The organism is Streptomyces sp. 3MP-14 (assembly GCF_006334905.2).
Taxonomy (GTDB): domain Bacteria; phylum Actinomycetota; class Actinomycetes; order Streptomycetales; family Streptomycetaceae; genus Streptomyces; species Streptomyces triticirhizae.
Genome location: NZ_VDLZ02000003.1, coordinates 289368 through 314688, shown reverse-complemented (window position 1 = coordinate 314688; position 25321 = coordinate 289368). Strand labels below are relative to the sequence as shown.

Genomic DNA, 25321 nt, shown 5'->3' with positions numbered 1-25321 from the left:
GGGGAGGAAGTCAAGAGGCGGAGATGGTCGCACGAAGCACGCCGTCGGGGCCAGCCAGCAGCACGGGGGTGCCCGCGCCGCCCAGGTCCCGCACGGCCGCCAGGTCCTCGCCGGCCGGCGCCTCGGCGCCGGTCACCACGGCCGCCGCCTCCAGGGACCGGGCTCCGCTGGCGACCGCCATGGCCACGGCGGTGCGCAGCGCGCTCAGCCGCAGCGAGTCCAGCGCCACGGTGCTGGCCACATAGGTGCGGCCCATCTCGTCGCGCACGGCGGCCCCCTCAGGGGTGCCGTTGCGGGCGCGGGCGCTGCGCGCCAACGTGATGATCTTGCGGTCCTCGGGGTCCAACTCGCCGGACCCGGCCGCCGGGGAGGCAACGCCATCGGTCATGTCCCCGAGCTTATGCGGTGCCCGGCGGCCGGCGGCCGGGAGGGCAGCCGGTCACCGCCGGGCCCGGGGTCACAGCCGGGTACGGCGCGGCCCGGGTCACAGCCGCGTGGTGCCGGGCTGGTCGGGCCTGGGCGCCGGGGTGTCCCCGCGCGCGACCTCGGTCAGCTTGGCGACGGCGCGCTCGGCGATGGCGGTGAGGCTGCCGGTGTCCGGGTCCTCGCGGCCGGCCTGGGCGACCCGCACCAGCTGCGGCCCGACCCGCGCGATCACGACCTCGACCAGCACCGGGGTGCCGGCGTTCTCGCCGTCGAGCCTGCGGTTGTAGCGCACGGCGGCGCTCTCCTCGCCCAGGCCCTCGGGGTCGCCGCGCGGCTCCTCGTCATAGGCGACGGTGACGGCGTTCTCCCCGGGGCCCTCCTCGGTGTGGAACGTGTCGCAGCGCTCGGCGGCCGCCCGGAAGGCGTCGAGCGCGGCCCGCGCCTCGCCGGAGGAGTCGTGGGCGGTGGCCGCCGTGGTGACGAAGGGGCCGGTCTGGGTCTTGGCGAAGCCGGCGCGCTGGGTGCCCTCGGCCTCGCTGTCGAACAGCTCGCGGCAGTCGCCCTCGCTCGGCCGGGGAACGCCGAAGCCGCGTTCCTCCGCGGCCTCCTCGCTGTCGCTGGCCCAGCCCTCGGGGAAGTCCACCGGGTCCAGCAGCGCCTCCTTCAGCTGGGTCTCGCCCAGGGTGTCCGAGGCCGCCGGCTGGCCGGGGGCCAGGCCGAGGCTGAGCGTCGCGAGCCCGGCGATCATGACCGTCCTCAGATGCGCGTTCATGGCTCCCATGGCGCCACCCGAACGGGCCCCCGGCCACCCTCGCTCCCCCGTTCGGGTGAACGGCCGACGGTGGCCGCGCGGTCACTCCCGCCGGGCGGGGCGAGGGGCCGGGTCACTCGCCGGGCTCGGCCTCGTTCGCCGTCGGCTGGGCGACCACCGGCTCCACCAGCACCCGCTCGATCCGGTTGCGGCGGCCGGCCGGCGACTCGGCGGTCAGCCGCAGCGCGGCCAGCGCCGGGCCGCCCGCATCCAGCGGCTGCTCCTCCGAGACGTCGACCACCGCACGGGCGCCGGCGATCGGCACCCGACCCAGCGCCTTGGCCAGCAGCCCGCCGACGGTCTCGACGTCCTCGTCGTCCAGCCTGAGGTGGTACAGCTCGCCCAGCGCGCCCAGGTCGAGCCGGGCGGTGACCCGGTAGGCGCCGCCGCCCAGGTCCTCGACCGGGGGCAGCTCGATGTCGTACTCGTCGGTGATCTCGCCGACGATCTCCTCCAGGATGTCCTCGATGGTGACCAGGCCGGCCGTCCCGCCGTACTCGTCGATTACCACCGCCACATGGATGTGGTCGCGCTGCATCTCGCGCAGCAGGTCACCCGCGTTCTTGGTGTCGGGCACGAACGTGGCCGGCCGCATCACGGCCTCCACCGCCTCGTTCTCCGACTCCCGGCGCACATGCGTCTGCCGGGCCAGGTCCTTGAGGTAGACGATGCCGACGATGTCGTCGTCGCTCTCGCCGGTGACCGGTATCCGCGAGAAGCCGGAGCGCAGCGCGAGGCTCAGCGCCTGGCGCAGCGTCTTGTCCCGGTCGATGGAGACCAGGTCGGTGCGGGGCACCATCACCTCGCGCACCAGGGTGTCGCCCAACTCGAAGACGGAGTGCACCATCCGGCGCTCCTCGTCCTCGATCAGCGACTCCCGCTCGGCCAGGTCCACCATGGCGCGCAGCTCCGCCTCGGAGGCGAAAGGACCCTTGCGGAAGCCCCGGCCCGGGGTGACCGCGTTGCCCAGGATGATCAGCGCCTGGGTCAGCGGGTTGAGCACCCGCACGAGCGGGACCAGCACGAACGAGGCGGCGATGGTGGTGGTCAGCGGGTGCTGCCGCCCGATGGTGCGGGGCGAGACGCCGACCGCGACGAAGGACAGCAGCACCATGATGCCGAACGCCACCGACAGCGCAGGCAGCAGCCCGTCGAAGGTCTCCAGGCAGGCGTAGGCGACCAGCACGGCGGCGGCCATCTCGCTGGCCACCCGCAGCAGCAGCGCCAGGTTGAGGTAGCGGGTGGGGTCCTCGGCCACCTCCGCGAGCCGGGCCGCGCCGCGCCGCCCGGCGCGCACGGCCTCCTCGGCCCGGTAGCTGGTGATCACCGCCAGGCCGGCCTCGGCGCAGGAGGAGAGCCAGCCGACGGCGAGCAGCGCCACCACGGCGACCAGCAGGGTGCCGGTCATGTCAGCGTGGGGGCCGGCGAGGGCCCGGACAGGCCGCGCTCGGCGCGCCAGCCGTCAACGATGGCCTGCTGGAGCCCGAACATCTCGGCCCGCTCGGCCGGCTCGTCGTGGTCGTAGCCCAGCAGGTGCAACACCCCGTGCACGGTGAGCAGTTGCAGCTCGGCGTCCATGGAGTGCCGGGTGGGCGCGGCGCGGCCCTGCTCGGCCGCGACCTCGGGGCAGAGCACCACGTCTCCCAGCAGCCCCTGGACGGGTTCCTCGTCCTCCTTGGCGGGCGGCCGCAGCTCGTCCATCGGGAAGGACATCACATCGGTGGGGCCCGGCAGGTCCATCCACTGGAGATGGAGCCGCTCCATGGCCGCCGCGTCGACCGCGATCACGGACAGCTCGGAGAGCGGGTGAATCCGCATCCGGGCCAGCGTGTAGCGGGCGATGTCGAGCAGGGCGTGCTCGTCGAGCGGCTGGCCGGACTCGTTGTTGACCTCGATCGCCATGATGCGCGGTGGCTACTTTCCGATCCGTACGTCGTAACGGTCGTACGCGTCCACGATGCGCCCGACGAGCTTGTGGCGCACCACGTCCTGGGTGGTGAGCCGCGAGAAGTGCACGTCGTCGACGCCGTCGAGGATGTCCTGCACCTGGCGCAGCCCGCTGACGGTGCTGCCGGGCAGGTCGACCTGGGTGACGTCGCCGGTGATCACGATCTTGGACTCGAACCCGAGCCGGGTCAGGAACATCTTCATCTGCTCGGGGTTCGTGTTCTGCGCCTCGTCGAGGATGATGAACGCGTCGTTGAGCGTCCGGCCGCGCATGTACGCCAGCGGCGCGACCTCGATGGTGCCGGCGCTCAGCAGCCGGGGGATCGAGTCCGGGTCCAGCATGTCGTGGAGCGCGTCGTAGAGCGGGCGCAGATACGGGTCGATCTTCTCGTAGAGCGTGCCGGGCAGGAAGCCCAGCCGCTCGCCGGCCTCGACGGCGGGGCGGGTCAGGATGATGCGGTTGACCTGCTTGGACTGGAGGGCCTGGACGGCCTTGGCCATCGCCAGATACGTCTTTCCGGTGCCGGCCGGGCCGATACCGAAGACGACCGTGTGCTGATCAATCGCGTCCACATAGCGCTTCTGGTTGAGCGTCTTGGGGCGGATCGTCTTTCCACGGTTGGACAGGATGTTCTGGGTGAGCACCTGGGCCGGGCTCGCGTCCTCGCCGCCGGAGCCGCGCAGCATGGCGATGGAGCGCTCGACGGCGTCCTCGGTGAGGGGCTGGCCGGTGCGGAGCACCAGCATCATCTCGTCGAACAGGCGCTGCACGAGTTGGACTTCCGCCTCGTCGCCGGTCGCGCGGATCTCGTTGCCCCGGACATGGATGTCGGTGGCGGGGAAGGCCCTCTCGATCACGCGAAGCAGCGCGTCTCCCGAGCCGAGCACGGTGACCATCGGGTGCTTGGCCGGAACGGTGAACCGCGCGGTCGCCTCGTGGGTGGGGCTCGGCTGGTGTGTGGGTGTCTGCGTCATGGGCGGCCCGGACGGACCTGCTCATCCCTCTCTCACTGGGCTGGCCGTGGGTCCCCAGGGTACGACGCGAACCGGCCGTTTCCGTAGGACATTACGGAGCGCGATCGGCCTGCCGCGCTGGGGTGTTGGCGGCGGGGCGGGCCGGGGTGCCGGCGGCACCGGTCAGCCCCGGAAGCCGAGCGTGGGCACGGCCCTGCGGCGCGGCCAGGGCTCGCCGGCGGCCGGCAGCAGCCCGGTCAGGAACGCGTACCGCTCGACCAGCGAAGGCCCCTCGCCCTCGGCGCCTGACTCGGCGCCGGACGCGCCGCCGGACTCGGCGCCGCGCGGCGGGGTGAGCGCCTGGGCGTTGCGCCACCAGGTCTCGATCTCGTTCCAGCCGGGCGCGGAGAGCGAGCCGCCGAACTCCTGCACCGAGAGCGACGCGGTCAGCCCGGCGAGGGCCAGCCGGTCGGCCAGCGGCCAGCCGGCGAGCGAGCCGGTGACGAAGCCGGCCATGAACACGTCCCCGGCGCCCGTGGTGTCCAGCGCCTCCACCACGATCGCCGGGACATGGGCGGTCTCCCCGGTGCGGGCGTCCACGCCGTAGGCGCCGTCCGCGCCCATGGTGACCACGGCCAGCGGCACCAACTCGGCCAGTGCGTGGGCGGCGGCCCTGGGGTCGTCGGTGCGGGTGTAGCGCACGGCCTCGGCCGCGTTGGGCAGGAACGCCTCGCAGTGCGCCAGGTCGGGGAGGGCCGCCAGGTCCCAGCGGCCGGACTCGTCCCAGCCGGTGTCGGCGAAGACCAGGCTGCCGGCCGCCGACGCCTTGGCGATCCACTCCTGGGGGCGGTCGGGGGCCAGCGAGACGACCGCCGACCTGGTCTCGGGCACGCTGGCGGCGGCCGGCTCGGGCCCGGGCGGGGGCGCCTCGTGCCCGTGCGAGACCATGGTGCGCTCACCCTCGTAGGCCATCGAGACGGTGACCGGCGAGTGCCAGCCCGGGGGCGTGCGGGAGCGGGAGAGGTCGATGCCCTCGCCGCGCTCCAACGTCTCCCAGCAGTACTCGCCGTACTTGTCGTCGCCGAAGGCGGCGGCGAGGCTGGTGTGCAGGCCGAGCCTGGCGAGGGCGGTGGCCATGTTGGCCACGCCGCCCGGGCTCGAACCCATGCCCCTGGCCCAGGACTCGGTGCCGCGCACCGGGGCCGAGTCGAGGCCGGTGAAGATGATGTCCAGAAAGACGGCGCCCGTGAGGTAGACGTCGCAGGCCGGGTCGGCCGGGGTGCGGACGCGGGCGAGCGGGTCGATCATGCAGCGCGCCGGGGGCTCGTTCCTGAGGGTCACCTGAAGCTCCGAGCTGGTTCGTGGTCGTTTCTACGGTACGTTCCGGCCCATGAGGCTCACGATCATCGGGGGCGGTGGGTTCCGTGTCCCCCTGGTATACCGGGCGCTACTGACAACGGCGGGCGAGCGCTCGTCCGATCGGCCCGACGAGGTCACGCTCTTCGACACCGACCCGCTGCGGCTGCGGGTGATCGCCCGGGTGTGCGCGGCATTGGCGGAGGGCGTGCCGGGGGCGCCGGCGCTGCGGGTCGCCGAGACGTTGGACGAGGCGGTGCGGGGCGCCGACTTCGTCTTCCACGCGATCCGGGTCGGCGGCGTCGAGGGCCGGGTGCGGGACGAGCGCGCGGCGCTGGACGAGGGCCTGCTGGGGCAGGAGACGGTGGGCGCGTCCGGGGTGCTCTACGGGCTGCGCACGGTGCCCGTGGCGCTCGAAGTGGCGGACCGGGTCGCGGAGTTGGCGCCGAACGCCTGGCTGATCAACTTCACCAACCCGGCGGGGATGGTGACCGAGGCGATGGCCGCCCGGCTGGGCCACCGGGTGATCGGGATCTGCGACTCGCCGGTGGGACTGCTGCACCGGGCGGCCCGGGCGGTCGGGGTCGATCCGGCGGAGGTGTCCTACGGCTATGTGGGGCTCAACCACCTGGGCTGGCTCAACTCGCTCAGCCACCGGGGCGTTGACCTGCTGAGCGGGCTGCTCGCGGACGACGCGGCGCTGGCGAGCTTCGAGGAGGGGCGGCTGTTCGGCGGCGAACTGCTGCGCGCGCTGGGCGCGTTGCCCAACGAGTACCTGCACTACTACTACCTGGCGCGGGAGACCCGGCGGGCGGTGGCGGAGGCGGAGCAGACGCGGGGCGCGTATCTCGCCGCCCAGCAGGGCGCGTTCTTCGCCGAGGCGGCGCGCGACCTGGAACGCGCGCCGGCGCTGTGGGTGGAGGCCCGGCGTGAGCGCGAGCGCACCTATGGCGCGGAGCAGCGGGCGGCCGCCGGCGGCGGGGAGCGGGACAGCCACGACCTGGAGGGCGGCGGCTACGACGGGGTGGCGCTCGCGCTGATGCGGGCGATCGCCGAGGACCGCCGCACCCGGCTGATCCTCAACGTGCGCAACGCGGGGACCGTTCCGGAGCTGCCGGACGACGCGATCGTGGAGACCGTCTGCGACGTGGACGCGCAGGGCGCCCATCCGGTGCCGGCGTTGCGCCTCGGGCTGGCCGAGGTGGGGCTGATGCTCCAGGTCAAGGCGGTGGAACGGACCACGATCGAGGCGGCGGCGACGGGTTCCGCCGAGTTGGCGCGGCACGCGCTGACGCTCCACCCGCTGGTCGACTCGGCGCGGGTCGCGGAACGGGTGCTGGCCCGTTCCGCTGACGGCGGCGGTCCCCGGGGTGGCCACGGCGCGTGGTCGTCTGCGGGCCGTTGACCATTGCTCGCGCAGTTCCCCGCGCCCCTGAAGCCGGTGGCACCTGAAGGGGCGCGGGGAACTGCGCGAAGTGTTCGGGGCGGGCCGCAGACGACAACGGTCCGGGGGCGGCCAGGGCGCGTGGTCGACTGCCGGACGCCGACGGTCGCTCGCCCGGCACCACCTCGGGGGCGCGGGGAACTGCGCGAAGTGTTCGGGACGGGCCGCAGACGACAACGGTCCGGGGGCGGCCACGGCGCGTGGTCGGCTGCGAGGGCTCCTCAGGGGCTCCGTCGGGGGACCGGGATGCGTGTCACGTCCTCCGCCACGGTGAGTTCCCCGACGAACCCGGCCGCCCTCGCCTCCTCCGCGAACCCCTCCGGGTCCCGGTACCGCTGCGAGAAGTGCGTCAGCACCAGATGCCGCACCCCGCACTCCACCGCGACCCGCGCGGCCTGCCCGGCCGTCAGGTGCCCGTACTCCTCGGCCAGCGCCGCGTCCCCCGCCCTGAACGTGGACTCGATCACCAACAGGTCGCAGCCGTCGGCCAGTTGGTACACCGCCTCGCAGAGCCTGGTGTCCATCACGAACGCGAAGCGCTGCCCGGGACGTTCCTCGCTGACCTGCTCCAGCGTGACCCCGCGCAGCCGCCCCGTCCGCCGCAGCCGGCTGATCTCGGGGCCTGTGACGCCGAGCGCGGCCAGCCGTTCCGGCAGCATCCGCCGCCCCGTCGGCTCCTCCAGCCGGTAGCCGAACGCCTCCACCGGGTGGGAGAGCCGCGCCGCGCTCAGCGTGAAGCCGACCGTCCGTTCCAGCACGCCGTCCCCGGCGACCGGCGCCGGCCGCAGCTCGGCGGTCTCCTGGTAGGCGGTGGCGTAGCGCAGCCGGTCGAAGTACCGCTGCCCGCTGGCCGGATAGTGCACGGGCACCGGGTGCGGCACCCGGTCGAGGTTGATCCGCTGGATGACCCCGGCCAGCCCCAGCGAGTGATCGCCGTGGAAGTGGCTGACGCAGATCCGGGTCAGCGCGTGCGCGCTGACGCCGGCGAGGGTCAACTGGCGCTGGGTGCCCTCGCCCGGGTCGAAGAGGATGCCCTCGCCGTCCCAACGCAGCACATAGCCGTTGTGGTTGCGCCGGCGCGTGGGCACCTGGCTGGCGGTGCCGAGCACCACCAGCTCGCGCGCTGACACCGCGCCGCCCCGGTCAGCCGGGCGGCCAGTTGAGGCCGCGCCCGCCCAGCACGTGGGCGTGCGCGTGGAAGACGGTCTGCCCCGCGCCGGAACCGGTGTTGAAGACGACGCGGTACCCGCCGTCGGCGACCTTCTCCTGCGCGGCGACCGCGCCCGCCTCGCGCAGCACGTCGGCGGCGATCTCGGGCTCGGCCTCGGCGAGCGAGGCGGCGTCCGGGTAGTGCGCCCTGGGGATCACCAGCACATGGCTGGGGGCCTGCGGGTTGATGTCCCGGAACGCGACGGTGGTCTCGGTCTCCCGCACCACCGTCGCCGGAACGTCGCCGGCCACGATCTTGCAGAACAGGCAGTCAGCCTGCGGTTCTCCCGCCATCCCCCGGGGTCCTCCTCGGCCTTGGCGCTGGGCAGTGACCGAAGGATGGTACCGCCTCCCGCCGCGCTGACGGCCCGTCGAGCGGCGCCGCGCACGGGCCCTTGGGTTTGCGGACGCGGCGAGGTCGGGTACGCGAGGGCCGGAGTCGACCGCCGCCCGAAGTGACCTGCTGGTAACGTGCCCCAGTCGTCGCATCTACCCACCAAAGCCGAACAACCACCGGATAAGCACCGAACAAGCCACGAAAGCACCCTCCGAGGAGCGAGGAGCCCGCCGGAACCATGTCGACCAAGGCCACCCAGCCGCAGGGCGGACAGCCGCAGCGCGAACAGTGGAGCAGCCGTCTGGGCTTCCTGATGGCCGCCATCGGGTCGGCCATCGGGCTGGGGAACATCTGGCGCTTCCCCGCCGTGACCTACGAGCACGGCGGCGGCGCGTTCCTGATCCCGTACCTGGCCGCGCTGCTGACCGCCGGCATCCCGCTGCTGATCCTGGAGTACACGATCGGCCGGAAGTACCGTTCCTCGCCGCCGGGCGCGCTGCGGCAGTTGGCCCGGCCGGCCGAGACGATCGGCTGGTGGCAGGTGGCGATCTGCTTCGTGGTGGCCACCTACTACGCGGCGATCCTGGCGTGGGCGGTGCGCTACACCGGCTTCTCGTTCGACCAGGCGTGGGGCGACGACCCCGAGGGCTTCCTCAACAACGAGTTCCTGAAGCTGAACGAGACGCCCGGCGAGATCTCGACGTTCGTTCCCGGCGTGGCCTGGCCGTTGCTGCTGATCTGGGTGCTGACGCTGGCGGTGCTGCTGCTGGGCATCCGGCGCGGGATCGAACGGGCCAACATCGTGACCATCCCGCTGCTCGTCGGCTTCTTCCTGATCCTGGTGGTGCGGGCGCTCACGCTGGACGGCGCGGCCGAGGGCCTGGACGCGCTGTTCACGCCCGACTGGGGCGCGTTGACCGAGGGCAGCGTGTGGGTGGCGGCCTACGGGCAGATCTTCTTCTCGCTGTCGGTGGGCTTCGGCATCATGATCACCTACGCCTCCTATCTGCACCGGAAGTCCGACCTGTCGGGCTCGGCGATGGTGGCGGCGTTCGCCAACAGCTCGTTCGAGATCCTGGCGGGCGTCGCGGTGTTCGCGACGCTGGGCTTCATGGCGCAGGCCGCCGGGGTCGGCGTCGCGGACGTCACGTCCAGCGGCGTCGGGCTGGCGTTTGTCGCGTTCCCGCAGATCATCTCGGAGATGCCGATGGGTGCGTTCTTCGGCGTGCTCTTCTTTGTCTCGTTGGTGATCGCGGGCTTTACCTCGCTGATCAGCATCGTTCAGGTCATCATCGCCGCCGTTCAGGACCGGACCGGTCTTGGCCGCACGGCCGCCGTGCTGAGCGTCGGCGGCGCGGTGACGGTGGTCTCGGTGCTGCTGTTCGCCAACGACAGCGGGCTGTATCTGCTGGACGTCGCCGACCACTTCATCAACCAGTACGGGATCGCGCTGGCCGGCCTGGTGGTGCTGATCACGGTCAGCTGGGGCCTGCGCCAACTCCCCGCGCTGCAACGGAACGCCGACGCGACCTCGTCGATCGGCCTGGGCGTGTGGTGGCGGATCTGCCTCGGCGTGATCACGCCGGTGGTGCTGGCCTGGATGATGGTGGACAGCCTGGTCACCGAGCTGGACGAGAACTACGCGGGCTACTCGACCTCCTTCCTGCTCTGGGCCGGCTGGGGCGTGGCCGGCGGGGCGCTGCTGGTCGGTGTCCTGCTGACCCTGCTCTCCCGCCGCCGCCCGGCGACCCGCTGGGACGCCGCCGCGGCCTCCGACGCCGCCAACCCGACGGAGAGGAACGGCTGATGTCCACCTCGGCCATCGTGATGATGATCGTCGCCATGCTGGTGGTGTGGGGCGGCCTCGCCCTGGCCGTCCTCAACCTGCGCGGCAACCCCGACCAACCGGAACCGGGCCCCGACGACGTGCCCCACCAGCTGTAGGCCCACCCAGCTGTAGCGGCCTGACGGCCCGCACGGGCCCCGGACGGCCCGGGGGCCGTACCCGGTCAGAGCGGCACCCCGGCCCGGCGGGCGAGGTGGGTGAGGCGGGGGTTGGCGCGGCGGTGCAGGGAGGTCAGGACCCGGACGAGTTCCTGGCAGGTCGGGTGCACGCGCGCCAGCTCGGGGGCCGCCTCCCAGGCGTCCTCAAGCGAGGAGAGCGCCGCGTCGCGGTCCCCGAGTGCCAGGTGGGAACGGCTCAGCGTCATGTGCAACGGGCCAACCCGGGTGGCGGGCAGGGAGGTTCCGGAGCGGAGCAGGTCGCGGGCCGTCTCCAGGGCGGCCCGGTGCCGCTCCAGGTCGGTCGAGGTCGCGATCACATGGACGGCGGTGTTCTCCGGGCCGAAGTGGAGGCCGTGCTCCTCGACGTCCCCGGCGTTCCCCGCGAACTCCTCGGCCGCCCGCCAGGCCGCGTCGATATGGCGCTCGGCGGCGCCGCGCTCCCTGGCCCGCCCGGCCAGCGTGAGCCCGCGCAGGTGCAGGATGCCCAGGCCGTAGGCGCGGTCGCGCCCCCGGAGCGTCGTCTCGGCCTGGACCACGGCCCGGTCGATGACGGCCAGACCTCCGGCGAAGTCACCGGAGTTGAGGAACGTCCCGGCCTCGTCGCGCGCCGCCACGGTCGCGGCGACCGGGTGGCCGCGCTCGGCCGCGAGGCGCTGCTTGAGGACGGCCAGCTCGGCCAGGTGCATCCAGCGGTGCCGGGCGGCCAACCAGTAGACCACCGAGTAGGTGTCGGCGACGCGCGTCCAGGCGTCGGGAGACGGGAACGCGTGCGCGTGGTTGGTCACGTCCGCCAGCACGCCAGGGAGCTTCCGGAACACGGCGGCCAGCTCGGTCCGGTGGCGGTGCTCGTTCAACTCGGCCAGGGCGCGGGGCAGTTCCTCGGGGTGCGCCGGGGGCTCGCCGGGCAGGTCGAACCGCCGGATGGCAAAGCTCAGGGCGGTCAGGCCCTCCTCGTTTGTCGGTGTGACGGGCGCCTTGCCGAGGAGTTCGTCCAGCGTCATGCCCATGGCCCGGGCGAGAGCGGCGCCCATCCCGTGCGTCAGGGCCCGGTCGCCGATCTCGACCTTGCTGAGCAGGGACACGGACATGCCCGCCCGGCGGGCGAGAGCCACCTGACTGAGCCCCCGCGCCTTGCGGCAGAGAGCCACGTTCGCACCCGGTCCCGGAGTCCTCTTCGCGGTCATGGACTGAGCCTTCCCCACACCGGGCCGCCGGCCCCGGAAGCGGCGCAGCCCCCCGCCGCGTCGGCCCCCCGGGCCGGCGCGGTGTCCGGTCACTTCCGCACGTGGCGGACCACCGTCAGGAGGTACTCCTCGCGGTGCAGCGGGTCGTCGTCCGTGCGGGCGCGGGTCGGGGGGTGGGGGCCGGGGACGGGGCGGTAGTCGGCGAACTCCGTCTCGAACAGGGCCTCGCCGCTGGTGAGTTCGGGCAGGCGGCGCTCGACCGCGTGCACCCGGCCGGCCGGCACCACGCCGCCGACCACCAGCGCCGCGCCCTCCGTGAGCTGTTCGCCGGGTCGCGCGCCCAGCCGCGCGATGGCCGGCACCACCGTGCCGGCCATCGCGGCGGGAAACTCCAGCCGGAACCGGTGCCACGGCTCCAGCACCCGCGTTCCGGCCCGCCGCAGCGCGTCCATCAGCACCAGCGGGGTCAGGCCACGGAAGTCCCCGGCCGTCGACGACATGCTCTTGTCGAACACCGCGTGGGCGTGGCTCTGCCGCGCCCAGTAGCCGGAGGTGGTCAGCGTCACCACGCAGTCCCGCACCGGCCAGCCGCACAGGCCCTCGGCGAGGGTGCCGCGCACCGTCTCCTCGACGGCCCGCAGGAACGCGAGGGGCAGCGCGCCGAGTTCGATGCCGAGCCGGAAGCTCACCCCGGCGTCCACCGGCGCCGGCTCGACGCGCAGGCCCACGGTGGCGAGGAACGGGTTGCCGTCCTTCTTGATGAACTCGACCGCCTCGCCGGTGCCCACCGGCCGCTCGATGTGGAGCGTGGTGGTCTCCCGGAAGCCGACCGCGAGGCCGAACTCGTCGCGCAGCGTGGCCTCGATGACCTCCTTCTGCACCTCGCCGTAGAGGGAGACGGAGATCTCCCGGCGCCTGGTGTCCTGGCGCAGGTTGATCAACGGGTCCTGCTCGGCGAGTTGGCTGAGCGCGGCGTGCAACGCCCCGCGTTCCGCCTCCCGTTCGGGGACCACCACGGTCTCCAGCGTTGGGGGCGCGAAGTGCCGGGCGCCCGCCGCGCGTTCGGGCGCGCGCCCCACCACGTCGCCGACGCGGACCCCGGGCAGGCCCCGCAGTTGGACGATCCGGCCCGGTCCTGCCGCCTCGGCGGGGCGGGCGGTGCCGCGTTCGAAGACAGCGAGGGAGGTGAGCTTGGCCCGCGCCGGTTCGACGGTCGCCCCCGGCGGGCCGTAGGGCAGCCGGTCCCTGACCCGGACCGTGCCGGCGAACATCCGGGCGAGGGCGAGGCGTTCGCCGGCGGGGCCGCGTTCGATGGCGAAGACGGCGCCGGACGGCGGGGCCTCGGGGGCGCCCTCGGCGGGCGGCAGCAGGCGGGCGACGGCGTTCGTCAGCTCCTCGATCCCGGCGCCGGTGGCGGCCGAGCCGAAGAGCACGGGGTGGACCAGCGCCCGCCCGGTCTGGGCGGCGAGTTGGGCGGCCAGCGCGTCCGGGGCGACCTGGACGTCCTCCACATACGCGGCGAGCAGCGGCTCGCTGTGCTCGGCGAGCGTCAGCTGGAGCCGTTCGCGGAAGGCGGGATCGTCGGGGGCGTGCGGAACGTAATGCGCGCCCCGGGTGCCGAGCCCCTCGGGCCGGCCGAGGGCGACGGCGCCCGGGCTGAGCCGGGCCGCGATCTCGGCCAGCAGGGACGTGTCCCTGGCGCCGGCGCGGTCGATCTTGTTGACGAGGATCAGGGTGGGCACCCGCAGCCGCCGCAGCGTGCGCATCAGCACCCGCGTCTGGGCCTGCACGCCCTCCACGGCGGAGACCACCAGCACGGCGCCGTCCAGCACGCCGAGCACCCGCTCGACCTCGGCGATGAAGTCGGGGTGGCCCGGGGTGTCGATCAGGTTGACCGTGGTGCCGGTGGCGCCCAGCGGGAAGGAGACGACGGCCGACCGGATGGTGATGCCGCGTTCCCGCTCCAGGGCGAGCGAGTCGGTGGTGGTGCTGCCCCGGTCGACGCTGCCCACCGCGTCGATGACGCCGGCGGAGAACAGCAGCCGTTCGGTCAGGGATGTCTTGCCGGCGTCAACATGCGCCAGGATGCCGAGGTTGAGAACACGTTGCGAGATACGCACGGAAACGTCTGGTCCTTGGGTTCGAGGTGAATCCTTCCGGTCGGGACACAGACGTCTGCCTCATCGTTCGTTCCTCTCCTGCCGTCCGTCGGGTCGCGGAGCTTTGTCTCACGCGCCGCGTCGCGGTCGCAACCGACTTATCGGCGGCGGGTGGTGGCGGGTACCGGGGGACGGGTCAGGACCAGCGGCCGGTGCGGGTCAGCAGCAGGGCCGTGGCGGCGGGGCCAGCCGTGGAGGTGCGCAGCACCGTGGGGCCCAGCCGGTAGGGGGTCGCGCCGGCGGCGGCGAAGGCCGTCAACTCGGCCTCGGTGATGCCCCCTTCGGGGCCGACCACCAGCACCAGCCGTCCCTCGGCCGGGAGTTGGGCGGCGGCCAGCGGCAGCGTGGCGCTCTCGTGAAGCACGCCGGCGAACGCCGCGTCGGCCAACAGCCGCGCCACGCCCGCCGCGTCCCGCACCTCGGTGACCTCGGGCACCCGCAGCCGGCGGGCCTGCTTCGCCGCCTCGCGGGCGGCGGCCCGCCACCGCGCCAGCGACTTCGCGCCGCGCTCGCCCCGCCACTGGGTGACGCAGCGGTCGGCGGACCAGGGAACGATGGCGTCCACTCCGGTCTCCGTCATGGTACTCACGGCCAGCTCGCCCCGGTCGCCCTTGGGCAGCGCCTGCACCACCGTGATGTGCGGCGTGGGCTCGGGCTCCGCGCGGCGCTCCAGGGCCGTCACCGCGAGCCGGTCCCGGCCGCCGACCTCGGCGACCCGCCCCAGCCAGCCCGCGCCCGCGCCGTCGCTCAGCACGATCTCCTCGCCGACCCGCAGCCGGCGCACCGCGACCGCGTGCCGCCCCTCGGCGCCGTCCAGGGTCAGCGAGGCGCCGGGCTCGGCGCCCGCCAGCGACCCGACGAGAAAGACCGGAGCGCTGCTCATCGACCGTTGAACGCGTCCTTCAGGCGGGAGAACAACCCCTGCTGCCCCGGCTGGAACTGGCCCGTCGGCCGCTCCTCACCGCGCAGCTTGGCCAGCCGCCGCAGCAGCTCCTCCTGCTCCGGGTCCAGCTTGTGGGGCGTCTGCACCTCGACATGCACCACCAGGTCGCCCCGGCCGTTGCCACGCAGGTGCGTGATGCCCCGGCCGTGCAGCGGGATGGACTGGCCGGACTGGGTGCCCGGGCGGATGTCCACCTCCTCGCGGCCGTCCAGGGTGTCCAACGGGACCTGGGTGCCGAGCGCCGCCGCCGTCATCGGGATGGTGACCGTGCAGTGCAGGTCGTCGCCGCGCCGCTGGAAGACGGCGTGCGGCTTCTCCTGGATCTCGACATAGAGGTCGCCGGGTGGGCCGCCGCCGGGGCCGACCTCGCCCTCGCCGGCGAGCTGGATGCGGGTGCCGTTGTCCACGCCGGCCGGGATCTTGACGTTCAGCGGGCGGCGGGTGCGGACCCGGCCGTCGCCGGCGCACTCCGGGCACGGGTTGGGCACCACGGTGCCGAAGCCCTGGCACTGCGGGCAGGGCCGCGAGGTCATGACCTGGCCGAGGAACGAGCGCGTCACCTGGGACACCTCGCCCCGGCCGCGACACATGTCGCAGGTCTGGGCCGAGGTGCCGGGCGCCGCGCCCTCGCCGTTGCAGGAGTTGCAGACCGTGGCGGTGTCCACCTGGATCTCGCGGGTGGTGCCGAAGGCCGCCTCGTTGAGGTCGATGGTCAGCCGGATCATGGCGTCCTGGCCGCGCCGGGTGCGCGACTTGGGGCCGCGCTGGGACGCGGTGCCGAAGAAGGCGTCCATGATGTCGGAGAAGTTCCCGAAGCCGGCGCCGAACCCGGCGCCCGCGCCGGAGGCGCCCCCGAGCGGATCGCCGCCCAGGTCGTACATCTGCTTCTTCTGCGGGTCGGAGAGCACCTCGTAGGCGGTGTTGATCTCCTTGAACCGCTCCTGCGTCTTGGGGTCCGGGTTCACATCCGGGTGCAGCTCCCGGGCCAGCCGGCGGAAGGCCTTCTTGATCTCGTCTTGCGAGGCGTCACGCTGCACACCCAAGACCGCGTAGTAGTCCGTCGCCACCTAGTTCTCCGCGAGGATTTGTCCGACGTACCGTGCCACCGCGCGCACCGCTCCCATCGTTCCGGGGTAGTCCATCCGGGTCGGTCCGACGACTCCGAGCTTCGCGACCGCTTCGTCCCCTGAACCGTAGCCGACCGACACAACCGATGTGGAGGTCAGGCCCTCGTGAGGGTTCTCATGCCCGATGCGCACCGTCATCTCCGAGCCCTTGGCCTCCCCCAGCAGCCGCAGCAGCACCACCTGTTCCTCCAGCGCCTCCAGCACCGGGCGGATGGTGAGCGGGAAGTCCTGGGCGAAGCGCGTCAGATTGGCGGTGCCGCCGATCATCAGCCGCTCCTCGGTCTCCTCGACCAGGGTCTCCAGCAGGGAGGACAGCACGGTCGCGACCGCGCCCCGCTCCTCCAGGCCGAACGCCTCGGGCAGGTCGGCCACCAGCCGGGGCACCTCGGAGAAACGCTGGCCCACGATGCGGCTGTTGAGCCGGGCTCGCAGGTCGGCGAGCGAGGTCTCGCCGAGCGGCGCCGGGCAGTCGATCATGCGCTGCTCGACCCGGCCGGTGTCGGTGATCAGCACCAGCATCACGCGCGCCGGCGCGAGCGCGAGCAGCTCGACATGGCGGACCGTCGAGCGGCTGAGCGAGGGGTACTGGACGACGGCGACCTGGCGGGTGAGCTGGGCCAACAGCCGCACGGTGCGGGCGATCACGTCGTCGAGGTCGACCGCGCCGTCGAGGAAGTTCTGGATCGCGCGGCGCTCCGGCGAGGACAGCGGCTTGACGCCGGCGAGCCGGTCGACGAAGAGGCGGTAGCCCTTGTCCGTGGGCACCCGTCCCGCGCTGGTGTGGGGCTGGGCGATATAGCCCTCCTCCTCCAGCGCGGCCATGTCGTTGCGCACGGTGGCCGGGGACACCTGGAGGTTGTGCCGCTCGGTCAACGCCTTCGAACCGACGGGCTCCTCGGTGCCCACATAGTCCTGGACGATGGCCCGCAGCACCTCCAGCCTGCGCTCACTGAGCACGCCGCACACCTCCCGTCCCATCCGGTCCAACTCGTCCCGTGCCTGTCGGCTCCTGGCACTCAGGCGGACAGAGTGCCAACGCCTGGTCCAGTGTACGGCGGGGTAGCCCGCGCGGGGAACGAGCGGCGGTGGAGAAAGACGGGGAGTGAACGGGATGTGCTGCGGGCGGCGAGCGCGGGCCGAAGTCGACCGGAAGTTACGGGGAGAACGACCGGAAGTCAGGGGGAGAACGGCCGGAAACCGTCGGGCGACGGTGCGTGAACGCGGCGCGCGACGGCGGCCGTTGGGCCCGGCGGCCGGCTGCCGCCCGGGTACGGTCGTGGGCCATGACGGCGACAGACGGCGGGGGCGCGGGGAACGAGGCGGGTGCGCCGGGGCGCGGGTGGGAGGAGATCGCGCCGGGGGTCGTGCGCCGGCGGCTGTCGGGCTGGGACGAGACGGTGGGCGCCGTGTCCGGGCCGGGGGGCACGCTGCTCGTGGACGCCGGGCCCTCGCTGGCGGCGGGCGCCGCGCTCCGCGCACAGCTGGCGGAACGCGGCTGGCCCCCGGTGCGCTGGCTGGCGGTGACGCATCCGCACTTCGACCATCTGCTGGGCGCCGGCGCGTTCGCCGACGCCGAGGTGCTGGCGGCGGCGGGCCGCCGGCCGCCCTGGACGCGCGGGGACGCGGAGGTCGCCGGCGACGCGGTGGCGCAGGGGGTGGACCGCGCGGCGGCGGAACGCTCGGCCGCCGCGCTGCCCGAGCCGGGCCGGCTGGTCGCCGACCGGCTGACGCTGCCGCTGGGCGGCGGGCGCGCAGCCGAGCTGGTGAGCCTGGGCGCGGCCCACTCCGGCCATGACCTGGTGGTCGCGGTGCGCGACGGCGGGGCGGAGCCCTCGGTGGTGTTCTGCGGGGACCTGGTCGAGGAGTCGGGCGAACCGCAGGCCGGCTCCGACGCCGAGCCGGCGCGCTGGCCGGCGGCCCTGGACCGGCTGCTGGCGCTGGGCGGGGAGCGGGCCGCCTACGTTCCCGGGCATGGCGCGGTGGTGGACGCGGCGTTCGTCCGGGCCCAACGGGCGGCGCTGGCACGGCGGTTCGGCGTGCCGGACGGCTGAGGTGGCGCGGGCGTGTGGCGCGGGCGGTCAGGGGGCCTCGACGTGCTCGGGCAGCGGCTGTTCGGCCCAGATGGTCTTGCCCTCGGCGTGGAACCGCGTTCCCCAGGCGGAGGCCACCTGGGCGACGAGGAACAGCCCGCGTCCCCCCTCGTGGTCGGGTGCCGCGTGCCGCACGTGCGCGGCGGTGCTGCTGCCGTCGCTGACCTCGCAGATGAGGGCGGACTCCCTGATCAGCCGCAGGCTGATGGGGCCCTCGGTGTAGCGGACGGCGTTGGTGACCAGCTCGCTGACGATCATCTCGGTGGCGAAGGACAGGTCCCCGAGGTCCCACTCGTGCAGCCGCCCGACGGCCAGTCGGCGGGCGTGGCCCGGGCTCTCCGGGTCGTTCGTGAGCTGCCACCGCACGGTCCGGTCGTCGGCCAGCCGTCGGGTGCGGGCCAGGAGCAGCAGCATGTCCTTGGGCGGCGGCTCGGGGAAGAGGGTGCCGGCCGCCCGGTCGCACGCCTCCTGGAGCGGTCCTTCGGCGTCGCGGGCGAGCGCGCCCCGGAGCGCCTCGGCGGACGCGTCGGACCAGGGCGCGTTGTGCAGGGCGAGGACGCTGCCCCGGGGCAGGTCGAGTTCCGTGACGGCGTAGTCCGGCTCGTCCTGCCCCAGCGGCGGCCCCGGCGTGGGCCCGACCTGCCGGGGCCGCTCCCCGGGCGACAGCAGCAGCGGCAACGGGTGGTCGGCGGAGGCCAGGGCGCAGCGGGTGGTGACCGGGTCGTAGACCACCACCAGGCAGCGGGCCCGCAGGGGTTCGGTGGCGGCGTCGTCGGACGGGTCGGGGCGCTCGGCGAAGAGCCGCGTGGTCAGCTCGTGCAGGCGGTGCAGCAGCTCGGCGGGGTCGAGATCGAGGGCGGCCAGCGCGCTGACGGCGGCCCGCAGCCGCCCCATGACCGTCACGGCGGCCAGCCCCTCCCCCAGCACCTCGCCGACGCCGAGCCCGACGCGCGCCCCAGAGAGGGGCAGCACGTCGTACCAGGTGCCGGCCGAGTGGGCGGGCAGATACGAGTGGGCGGTGTCCACCGCGCTGTGGCGGGGCAGCCCGGAGGGGATCATGCGGCGCCTGACCAGACTGGCCAGGGAGTGCTCGCGGGTGTAGAGGCGGGCGTTGTCCAGGGACAGCGCGGTGCGGTCGGCGAGTTCGGCCGCGACGGTCAGGTCCTCTTCGTCGAACGGGGGCCGCCCCGGGAGCCGGTAGAGGGTCGCCAGGCCCAGCACCATGCCCCTGGCGACCAGCGGCACCACCAGCAGGGAGTAGACGCCGGCCCGCAGCAGCCGCGCCAGCACCGGGTCGCGGAGCAGCCAGTCGTCGTCGGGTCGCACCTGGCGCACCAGGCGGGGGCGCGGGTCCATCAGGGTCTGCGCCTGCGGGGTGCCGAAGTCCAGGAGCCTGACCTGCCCGACGGGCACCACGCCCGTGGCCTCGGGCCGCAGCGCGTGGGCGAAGCCGGCGCGGCGCAGGGTGACGGTGTGCGGCAACGGTCCGCGCGCCGGGGCGTCGCCGTGCACGGTCAGGTCCAGGATGTCGACCGAGGCGACCTGCGCGAAGTCGGACACCGCCAGCTCGGCCAGCTCCTGCGCGGTGCGGAAGAGGTCCAGCGTCGAACCGATGCGCCGCCCCGCCTCGTTGACCAGCCGCAGCCCCTCGCGGTACCGGTCCCGGTCGGTGCGGTCGGCGACGGTGACGACGACGCCCAGGACCCGGCCGTCGGCCTCCTCCAGCCGGTACGCCGAGAGATAGAGGCGACGCGGCCGTTCGTCCTCCTCGACGCGGTGGGCGTAGAAGTGGTCCCGGACCGCGTCCCCGGTCGCGAGGACCCCGCGCAGCTTCCGCTGCAACGGCTCGGCGCCGGGCAGGCCCAGTTCCGCCCAGGTGTGGCCCCTGGCAGCGTCGAGGTCGACGTGTCGCATCCCGGGCGCCGCCGTGCTGAACCGGACGATGCGCAGCTCGGTGTCGAGCACGTGCAGGCCCGTCGGAGACCTCTCGAAGAGCGCGCGCAGCACGGCCGCGTCGAGCCGCGCCTCGCGTTCGGGCCCGTCGGGCAACAGGGGGAGACCGCCCGCCGTCACGCGGGCCGTCTCGTCTCGACCACCGCCTGGGACGTCCATGGCACGATCATGCGACGGGTCGGCCGGTGGCGCCCGTTCTGCTGGGCGGCCCGGGTCCTCGGGGCGCTTCCGGGTGGCCGGACCGCGCCCGGAGTTAGGGCCGACGCGGCCGGTCGGGTGGCGGGCCGGCCGTGATCGAATGGGCCCATGCGCGCGCGTTCCTATGATCCGGACCTGACCCCGCCGTGGAAGCGCCCCCGGGCCGCGCCCGAGGTGCCGGCCGATCCGGGGCTGGTGGTCGAGGAGGTCACCACCGGCTTCTGCGGGGCGGTGATCCGTTGGGAGAAGACGGCCGAGGGGCCGACGGTCACCCTGGAGGACCGCTTCGGCGCGCACCGGGTCTTTCCGATGGTGGCGCGCGGCTTTCTGCTGGAGGGGCGCGAGGTCACGCTGGTGCGCCCGAAGCCGGCGGGCGCGGGGAAGCGCGCGCCGGCGCGCACCGCCTCGGGCTCCGTCGCCGCGCCCCGGGCGCGGGCGCGGGTGGCGCGCGCCGGGCGGATCTTTGTGGAGGGGCGGCACGACGCCGAGCTGGTGGAACGGGTCTGGGGCGACGACCTGCGGGTCGAGGGCGTGGTGGTGGAGTTTCTGGCGGGCGTGGACGATCTGCCGTCCGTGGTCGAGGAGTTCGGGCCGACGCCGGACGCCCGGCTGGGGGTGCTGGTCGACCATCTGGTGCCGGGTTCCAAGGAGTGGCGGATCGCGGAGGCGGTGCGGGCGGCGCACGGCGAGGAGGTGGTGCTGGTCGTCGGGCATCCCTTTGTCGACATCTGGGCGGCGGTGAAGCCGGCGGCGGTCGGCATCCCCGCCTGGCCCGAGGTGCCGCGCGGCCAGGACTGGAAAACGGGGGTGTGCCGGGCGCTGGGCTGGCCGGAGAACACGGGCGCCGCCTGGCAGCGGGTGCTGCGGAGCGTGCGGGACTACCGCGATCTGGACCCGGGGCTGCTGGGGCCCGTGGAGCACCTGATCGACCATGTCACCGTGGGCTCGCCGGCGGGCCCGGTCGGGGAGCTGGCGCCGTGACGGGTGACACCGTGACGGGCGGCGCCGTGACGGGTGACGGGAGGGAGCGGCGCGCCGTGGACGACCTGTGGACCGGCGCGCGGGTGCGGCTGCGCGCCGTCGAGCCGGAGGACTGGACGGGCTTCAGGGAGCTGGCCCGGCACAGCGTCGACGTGCGGGCCGCCGGCGCGGTGAGCCCGCCGCGTTCCGACGCGGGCTGGCGGACCTGGACCGCAGAGCGGGCCGAGCGCCCACCGGGCGGGGACACGTTCCGGCTGGTCGTCGAGGTGCTGGCGGACGGCGCTTTCGCGGGGTCGGTGACCGTCGGCCTGGCGGACAGCCGCGCGGGGCGGTTCCTGACCGGCGTCGAGATCGTCCGCGCGCACCGCCGCCGGGGCTACGCGGCGGAGGCCACCGAACTCGTGCTCGCCTACATGTTCGCGGAGCAGCGCCACCACAAGTGCGCCGTCGAGGTGTACGCGTTCAACGACGCCTCGCTGGCGCTCTACCGCTCGCTGGGCTTCGTCGAGGAGGGCCGGCTGCGCGAGCACGAGTTCCTCGCGGGACGCCGACACGACGTCGTGCTGCTGGGCATCACGGCCGACGAGTTCTGGGCCACCCGGGAGCGGCCCCCGGTGCGCTGACCGGCGCTGACCGGTCGCCGGTCGGGCGCCGGTCGGTCCGTGGCCGGTCACTCGCACCGACTCGGTCACACCAGGAACAGGTCCTCGTCGAAGACGGTCACCACCACGACCACCATCAGCCCCTGGCCGATCAGGTACTCGATCAGGATGCCGGGGGCGACCTGCGCCTTGCGGTTGTCCTCGTGGGTGCCGACCGGGGCGCTCGCCTTGTGGTACGGGTCCCTGGCCAGCTTCGCCAGGCCCCGGTCCAGCAGCTCCTTGCGGTGCGGCGCCATCCGCTCGGCGGACTCGGCGGCCTCCGTGGTGAAGGAGATCCGCAGATCGAACACGGTGCCTCCTCCCCGCCTCGCGGTCCTGCCTCCTCGATGCCGGACAATGGCGAGTATGCCCTCCGCCCTGCCCGAAGGCGACCCCATGCCGCGCGACGGCGCCCTGCCCGCCGCCGCGCTGGCCGGCGCCGAGACGCGGCCGCTCGCCTTCTATCTCCATGTGCCCTACTGCGCGACCCGCTGCGGCTACTGCGACTTCAACACCTACACCGCCGGCGAGCTGCGCGGCTCGGGCGGGGCGCTGGCCTCCCGGGAGAACTACGCGGCGGTGCTGACCGAGGAGATCCGGCTGGCCCGCAAGGTGCTGGGCGACGACCCGCGCCGGGTCATCACCGTCTTCGTCGGCGGCGGCACCCCGACGCTGCTGCCGCCGGCCGACCTGGCGGCGATGCTGGACGCGGTGCGCCAGGAGTTCGGGCTGGCCGAGGACGCCGAGGTGACCACGGAGGCCAACCCCGACTCGGTGGACGGCGCCGGGCTGGCCGCGCTGCGGGAGGCCGGGTTCACCCGGGTCTCGTTCGGGATGCAGAGCGCCAGCCCGCATGTGCTGCGGCTGCTGGAGCGCACCCACACCCCGGGCCGGCCGGAGCGCGCGGTCGCCGAAGCGCGGGCGGCGGGCTTCGACCACGTCAACCTCGACCTGATCTACGGCACGCCGGGCGAGAGCGAGGCCGACTGGCAGGCGTCGCTTGAGGCCGCCGTCGCGGCCGGCCCCGACCACATCTCGGCCTATTCGCTGATCGTCGAGGAGGGCACCCGGCTCGGGCAGCGGGTGCGGCGCGGCGAGGTGCCGATGACGGACGACGACGTGCACGCCGACCGCTACCTCCAGGCGGACCGGGTGCTGGGCGCGGCCGGCTTCGGCTGGTACGAGGTCTCCAACTGGGCCACCACGCGGGCCGGTCGGTGCCGGCACAACGAGCTGTACTGGACGGGCGCCGACTGGTGGGGCGCGGGCCCGGGGGCGCACAGCCACGTCGGCGGGGTGCGTTGGTGGAACGTGAAGCACCCCGGCGCATATGCCCAAGCGCTCGCGGAGGGGCGTTCCCCGGGGGCCGGCCGCGAGGTCCTGACCGAGGAGGACCGGCGCGTGGAACGCGTTCTGCTGGAGCTGCGGCTGGTCGATGGGTGCCCGCTGACGCTGCTGCGGCCGGCCGGGCTGGCCGCCGCGCGGCGGGCGCTGGACGACGGGCTGCTGGTGGCGGACGCCTTCGCCGACGGCCGCGCGGCGCTGACGCTGCGCGGCCGCCTGCTGGCGGACGCCCTGGTGCGGGACCTGGTGGACTGAACGCGCCGCCCGGCCCCCACACGGTTCGGGGCGGGGCCCCGCCGGGCACCTGGCCCGGGTCGTGGGCCCGCCCGGGCACCGGGCTCAGGGCGTGGGGTACATCTCGTCGATCAGGTGCTGGTACTCGCCCTCGACGACCGGCCGCTTGAGCTTCAGGCTCGGGGTCAACTCGCCGTGTTCGACGTCCAGTTCGCGGGGTAGCAGCCGGAAGGTCTTGATCGTCTGCCAGCGCTGGAGGGTCGCGTTGAGCTGGTCGACATAGCCCTCGACCGCCTGCACGGTGCGCTGGTCGGCGATCACCTGGGCGTAGTCGCCGGGGACCTCGTTCTCCTTGGCCCAGTTCATCAGGGCCGGCTCGTCGAGGGCGATCAGCGCGGAGCAGAACTTGCGGCCGGCGCCGATCACCAGCATCTGGGAGGCGAGCGGACAGAGCACCTTGAAGCGGCCCTCGATCTCGGTGGGCGCCACGTACTTGCCCAGCGAGGTCTTGAAGAGGTCCTTCTTGCGGTCGGTGATGGTCAGATAGCCGTCGTCCGACAGCTCGCCGATGTCCCCGGTGTGGAACCAACCGTCCTCGGTCAGCACCTCGGCGGTCAGATCCGGTCGGCCGTGGTAGCCGTCCATGATGCCGGGGCCGCGCAGCAGCACCTCGCCGTCGTCGGCGATCCGCACCTCGAGGCCGGGCAGCGCCTTGCCGACGGTGCCGACGCGGTTGGATTCCCTGCGGTTGACGAAGCTGGCGGCGGCGGACTCGGTGAGCCCGTAGCCCTCCAGGACGGGGATGCCGGCGCCGACGAAGAAGAAGCCAAGCTCGGGGGTGAGCGCGGCGGAGCCGGAGACGCAGGCCTTCATCCGTCCGCCGAAGGCGGCCCTGATCTTCGCGAAGACCAGCCGGTCGGCGATCCGGTGCTTGAGCGCCAGGGCCGGCGGCACGGTGGCCCGGCCGGTGCGGCGCCTGGTGTCCTGCGCCACCTTGGCGTACTCCTGGGCGACGCCGGCGGCCCAGGTGAAGATCTTGTACTTGGCGCCGCCGCCCGCCTTGGCCTTGGCCGCGACCCCGTTGTAGACGCGTTCGAAGATGCGCGGAACGGCACACATCGCGGTCGGCTGCACCATGGGCAGGTTCTCGATGATCTTGTCTACTCGACCGTCGACGGCCAGAACGTGACCGACCTTGACCTGGCCGGCCAGCAGCACCTTGCCGAAGACGTGGGCCAGCGGCAGCCACAGGTACTGGACGTCGTCGGGCAGCATCATGTCGATCCGCTCGATGCCGTACCCCATGTAGGACCAGGTGTCCTGGCGCAGCCGCACGCCCTTGGGGCGTCCTGTGGTGCCCGAGGTGTAGATCAGGGTCGCCAGCTGGTCTCCGCGCAGCGCGGAGACGGTGTCCTTCACCGCGTCCGGCTTCCCCTCCAGATAGCGGGCGCCGCGCTCGGCCAGCTCGGCCAGCGACAGCACCCAACCCTCCGGGTCGCCCTCGGCCGGCGCCGCGTCGGCGCTCTCGATCACCACCACGTGCGCCAGGTCCGGCAGTTCGGCGCGGCGCTCGCGCACCTTGGCCAGCTGCTCGGCGTTCTCCGCGACCAGCACCCGGCTGCCGGAGTCCGCCAGGATGAACGCCGTCTCCTCGGCGTCGGTCTGCGGGTAGACCGTGGTGGTCGCGGCGCCGGCGCACATGATCCCGAAGTCGGCCAGCACCCAGTCGACCCGGGTGCTGGAGGCGACGGCGACCCGCTCCTCGGGGCGCACGCCCAGGTCCATCAGCCCGGCGGCGATGGCGAAGACCCGGGAGCCGGCCTCCGCCCAGGTGTAGGTGTGCCAGTCGTCCGGGCCCGAGGAGCTGGGCACCGGGTAGCGGTACGCCTCCCGGTCGGGCGTGGTCTCCACCCGTTCCAGGAAGAGATGCGCCACGGACGGGGGCCGGTTCTCCATGGCCTGCTCACTCACGCTCACGA

At 73.8% G+C, this 25321-nt stretch carries 23 protein-coding genes; 7 read left to right on the top strand and 16 right to left on the bottom strand.

The features are described 5' to 3' along the window. Positions 1 to 10: 10 nt before the first annotated feature. The 6 genes from FH609_RS05910 to FH609_RS05885 all read right to left on the bottom strand — a co-directional run bounded on the left by FH609_RS05910 (position 11) and on the right by FH609_RS05885 (position 5446). The gene (locus FH609_RS05910) at positions 11 to 388 is read right to left on the bottom strand and encodes a cytidine deaminase (RefSeq protein ID WP_139666105.1); all 378 of its coding nucleotides are present in this window, start codon (positions 386 to 388) and stop codon (positions 11 to 13) included. A gap of 96 nt (positions 389 to 484) precedes the next feature. Beyond that, entirely contained in the window at positions 485 to 1198 is a 714-nt protein-coding gene (locus tag FH609_RS05905) for a sensor domain-containing protein (protein WP_193317782.1), read from the bottom strand. Between the two features lie 112 nt (positions 1199 to 1310). Continuing rightward, positions 1311 to 2645 carry a hemolysin family protein gene (locus FH609_RS05900; RefSeq protein WP_139666103.1) on the bottom strand — a complete coding sequence of 445 codons (1335 nt, stop codon included), beginning with the start codon at positions 2643 to 2645 and terminating at the stop codon, positions 1311 to 1313. After that, positions 2642 to 3139: an rRNA maturation RNase YbeY gene (gene ybeY / locus FH609_RS05895; protein WP_122183804.1), complete on the bottom strand. Its 498-nt coding sequence runs from the start codon at positions 3137 to 3139 to the stop codon at positions 2642 to 2644. Before ybeY ends, FH609_RS05900 begins: the two co-directional genes overlap by 4 nt. 12 nt (positions 3140 to 3151) lie before the next feature. After that, the gene (locus FH609_RS05890) at positions 3152 to 4159 is read right to left on the bottom strand and encodes a PhoH family protein (RefSeq protein ID WP_139666102.1); all 1008 of its coding nucleotides are present in this window, start codon (positions 4157 to 4159) and stop codon (positions 3152 to 3154) included. A 162-nt stretch (positions 4160 to 4321) separates the two neighbouring features. Beyond that, on the bottom strand, positions 4322 to 5446 hold the full coding sequence (locus tag FH609_RS05885) for a carbohydrate kinase family protein (RefSeq protein ID WP_139666271.1): 1125 nt from the start codon (positions 5444 to 5446) through the stop codon (positions 4322 to 4324). 82 nt (positions 5447 to 5528) lie between these two features. Here FH609_RS05885 and FH609_RS05880 point away from each other — a divergent pair, with 82 nt between their 5' ends. Next, on the top strand, positions 5529 to 6899 hold the full coding sequence (locus FH609_RS05880; protein WP_139666101.1) for a 6-phospho-beta-glucosidase: 1371 nt from the start codon (positions 5529 to 5531) through the stop codon (positions 6897 to 6899). Between the two features lie 260 nt (positions 6900 to 7159). On the opposite strand, the gene FH609_RS05875 is transcribed toward FH609_RS05880, so the two are convergent. Beyond that, a complete protein-coding gene (locus FH609_RS05875) occupies positions 7160 to 8068 on the bottom strand; it encodes a ribonuclease Z (RefSeq protein ID WP_139666100.1) in 909 nt (302 codons plus the stop codon). 13 nt (positions 8069 to 8081) lie between these two features. Next, the gene (locus FH609_RS05870; protein ID WP_139666099.1) at positions 8082 to 8441 is read right to left on the bottom strand and encodes a histidine triad nucleotide-binding protein; all 360 of its coding nucleotides are present in this window, start codon (positions 8439 to 8441) and stop codon (positions 8082 to 8084) included. Positions 8442 to 8722: 281 nt separating this feature from the next. On the opposite strand from FH609_RS05870, the gene FH609_RS05865 reads away from it, so the two are divergent. Both FH609_RS05865 and FH609_RS05860 read left to right on the top strand, forming a co-directional pair. After that, positions 8723 to 10291: a sodium-dependent transporter gene (locus FH609_RS05865; RefSeq protein ID WP_139666098.1), complete on the top strand. Its 1569-nt coding sequence runs from the start codon at positions 8723 to 8725 to the stop codon at positions 10289 to 10291. Beyond that, positions 10291 to 10428 (top strand): methionine/alanine import family NSS transporter small subunit, encoded by a 138-nt coding sequence (locus FH609_RS05860; protein ID WP_139666097.1) that lies wholly within the window; start codon positions 10291 to 10293, stop codon positions 10426 to 10428. Before FH609_RS05865 ends, FH609_RS05860 begins: the two co-directional genes overlap by 1 nt. Before the next feature lie 65 nt (positions 10429 to 10493). Here FH609_RS05860 and FH609_RS05855 read toward each other — a convergent pair whose 3' ends face one another. The 5 genes from FH609_RS05855 to hrcA form a co-directional block, all read right to left on the bottom strand. Beyond that, positions 10494 to 11672 carry a helix-turn-helix domain-containing protein gene (locus tag FH609_RS05855; RefSeq protein WP_139666096.1) on the bottom strand — a complete coding sequence of 393 codons (1179 nt, stop codon included), beginning with the start codon at positions 11670 to 11672 and terminating at the stop codon, positions 10494 to 10496. A gap of 89 nt (positions 11673 to 11761) precedes the next feature. After that, positions 11762 to 13792, bottom strand: a complete 2031-nt coding sequence (locus tag FH609_RS05850) for an elongation factor G (protein ID WP_226961428.1) — start codon at positions 13790 to 13792, stop codon at positions 11762 to 11764. A gap of 175 nt (positions 13793 to 13967) precedes the next feature. Then, positions 13968 to 14714: a 16S rRNA (uracil(1498)-N(3))-methyltransferase gene (locus FH609_RS05845; protein WP_139666095.1), complete on the bottom strand. Its 747-nt coding sequence runs from the start codon at positions 14712 to 14714 to the stop codon at positions 13968 to 13970. Beyond that, positions 14711 to 15841 (bottom strand): molecular chaperone DnaJ, encoded by a 1131-nt coding sequence (gene dnaJ, locus FH609_RS05840; RefSeq protein WP_139666094.1) that lies wholly within the window; start codon positions 15839 to 15841, stop codon positions 14711 to 14713. Before dnaJ ends, FH609_RS05845 begins: the two co-directional genes overlap by 4 nt. Further along, the gene (gene hrcA / locus FH609_RS05835; protein WP_139666093.1) at positions 15842 to 16858 is read right to left on the bottom strand and encodes a heat-inducible transcriptional repressor HrcA; all 1017 of its coding nucleotides are present in this window, start codon (positions 16856 to 16858) and stop codon (positions 15842 to 15844) included. A 326-nt stretch (positions 16859 to 17184) separates the two neighbouring features. On the opposite strand from hrcA, the gene FH609_RS05830 reads away from it, so the two are divergent. Beyond that, entirely contained in the window at positions 17185 to 17952 is a 768-nt protein-coding gene (locus FH609_RS05830) for an MBL fold metallo-hydrolase (protein ID WP_139666092.1), read from the top strand. A gap of 27 nt (positions 17953 to 17979) precedes the next feature. On the opposite strand, the gene FH609_RS05825 is transcribed toward FH609_RS05830, so the two are convergent. Beyond that, entirely contained in the window at positions 17980 to 20103 is a 2124-nt protein-coding gene (locus FH609_RS05825; RefSeq protein ID WP_139666091.1) for a SpoIIE family protein phosphatase, read from the bottom strand. A gap of 147 nt (positions 20104 to 20250) precedes the next feature. Between FH609_RS05825 and FH609_RS05820 the strand changes: the two genes are divergently transcribed. Both FH609_RS05820 and FH609_RS05815 read left to right on the top strand, forming a co-directional pair. Further along, a complete protein-coding gene (locus FH609_RS05820) occupies positions 20251 to 21123 on the top strand; it encodes a DUF3097 domain-containing protein (protein WP_139666090.1) in 873 nt (290 codons plus the stop codon). A 56-nt stretch (positions 21124 to 21179) separates the two neighbouring features. Further along, on the top strand, positions 21180 to 21746 hold the full coding sequence (locus tag FH609_RS05815) for a GNAT family N-acetyltransferase (RefSeq protein ID WP_139666269.1): 567 nt from the start codon (positions 21180 to 21182) through the stop codon (positions 21744 to 21746). Between the two features lie 65 nt (positions 21747 to 21811). Here FH609_RS05815 and FH609_RS05810 read toward each other — a convergent pair whose 3' ends face one another. Beyond that, positions 21812 to 22075 carry a hypothetical protein gene (locus FH609_RS05810; RefSeq protein WP_122183820.1) on the bottom strand — a complete coding sequence of 88 codons (264 nt, stop codon included), beginning with the start codon at positions 22073 to 22075 and terminating at the stop codon, positions 21812 to 21814. 55 nt (positions 22076 to 22130) lie between these two features. Here FH609_RS05810 and hemW point away from each other — a divergent pair, with 55 nt between their 5' ends. After that, positions 22131 to 23363 (top strand): radical SAM family heme chaperone HemW, encoded by a 1233-nt coding sequence (hemW, locus tag FH609_RS05805; protein ID WP_139666089.1) that lies wholly within the window; start codon positions 22131 to 22133, stop codon positions 23361 to 23363. A gap of 84 nt (positions 23364 to 23447) precedes the next feature. Here the strand turns inward: hemW and FH609_RS05800 are convergent, their stop codons facing one another. Further along, positions 23448 to 25319: an AMP-dependent synthetase/ligase gene (locus FH609_RS05800; RefSeq protein WP_193317781.1), complete on the bottom strand. Its 1872-nt coding sequence runs from the start codon at positions 25317 to 25319 to the stop codon at positions 23448 to 23450. Positions 25320 to 25321 lie beyond the last annotated feature (2 nt).

Bases quoted from the DNA above. Each gene is read 5' to 3' on its own strand.
- hemW (WP_139666089.1), top strand. From the start codon at position 22,131: ATGCCCTCCGCCCTGCCCGAAGGCGACCCCATGCCGCGCGACGGCGCC.
- FH609_RS05890 (WP_139666102.1), bottom strand. From the start codon at position 4,159: ATGACGCAGACACCCACACACCAGCCGAGCCCCACCCACGAGGCGACC.
- FH609_RS05845 (WP_139666095.1), bottom strand. From the start codon at position 14,714: ATGAGCAGCGCTCCGGTCTTTCTCGTCGGGTCGCTGGCGGGCGCCGAG.
- FH609_RS05830 (WP_139666092.1), top strand. From the start codon at position 17,185: ATGACGGCGACAGACGGCGGGGGCGCGGGGAACGAGGCGGGTGCGCCG.
- FH609_RS05885 (WP_139666271.1), bottom strand. From the start codon at position 5,446: ATGATCGACCCGCTCGCCCGCGTCCGCACCCCGGCCGACCCGGCCTGC.
- FH609_RS05855 (WP_139666096.1), bottom strand. From the start codon at position 11,672: ATGACCGCGAAGAGGACTCCGGGACCGGGTGCGAACGTGGCTCTCTGC.
- FH609_RS05865 (WP_139666098.1), top strand. From the start codon at position 8,723: ATGTCGACCAAGGCCACCCAGCCGCAGGGCGGACAGCCGCAGCGCGAA.
- FH609_RS05860 (WP_139666097.1), top strand. From the start codon at position 10,291: ATGTCCACCTCGGCCATCGTGATGATGATCGTCGCCATGCTGGTGGTG.
- FH609_RS05900 (WP_139666103.1), bottom strand. From the start codon at position 2,645: ATGACCGGCACCCTGCTGGTCGCCGTGGTGGCGCTGCTCGCCGTCGGC.
- FH609_RS05870 (WP_139666099.1), bottom strand. From the start codon at position 8,441: ATGGCGGGAGAACCGCAGGCTGACTGCCTGTTCTGCAAGATCGTGGCC.
- FH609_RS05880 (WP_139666101.1), top strand. From the start codon at position 5,529: ATGAGGCTCACGATCATCGGGGGCGGTGGGTTCCGTGTCCCCCTGGTA.
- ybeY (WP_122183804.1), bottom strand. From the start codon at position 3,139: ATGGCGATCGAGGTCAACAACGAGTCCGGCCAGCCGCTCGACGAGCAC.
- FH609_RS05905 (WP_193317782.1), bottom strand. From the start codon at position 1,198: ATGAACGCGCATCTGAGGACGGTCATGATCGCCGGGCTCGCGACGCTC.
- FH609_RS05825 (WP_139666091.1), bottom strand. From the start codon at position 20,103: ATGGACGTCCCAGGCGGTGGTCGAGACGAGACGGCCCGCGTGACGGCG.
- FH609_RS05910 (WP_139666105.1), bottom strand. From the start codon at position 388: ATGACCGATGGCGTTGCCTCCCCGGCGGCCGGGTCCGGCGAGTTGGAC.
- FH609_RS05820 (WP_139666090.1), top strand. From the start codon at position 20,251: ATGCGCGCGCGTTCCTATGATCCGGACCTGACCCCGCCGTGGAAGCGC.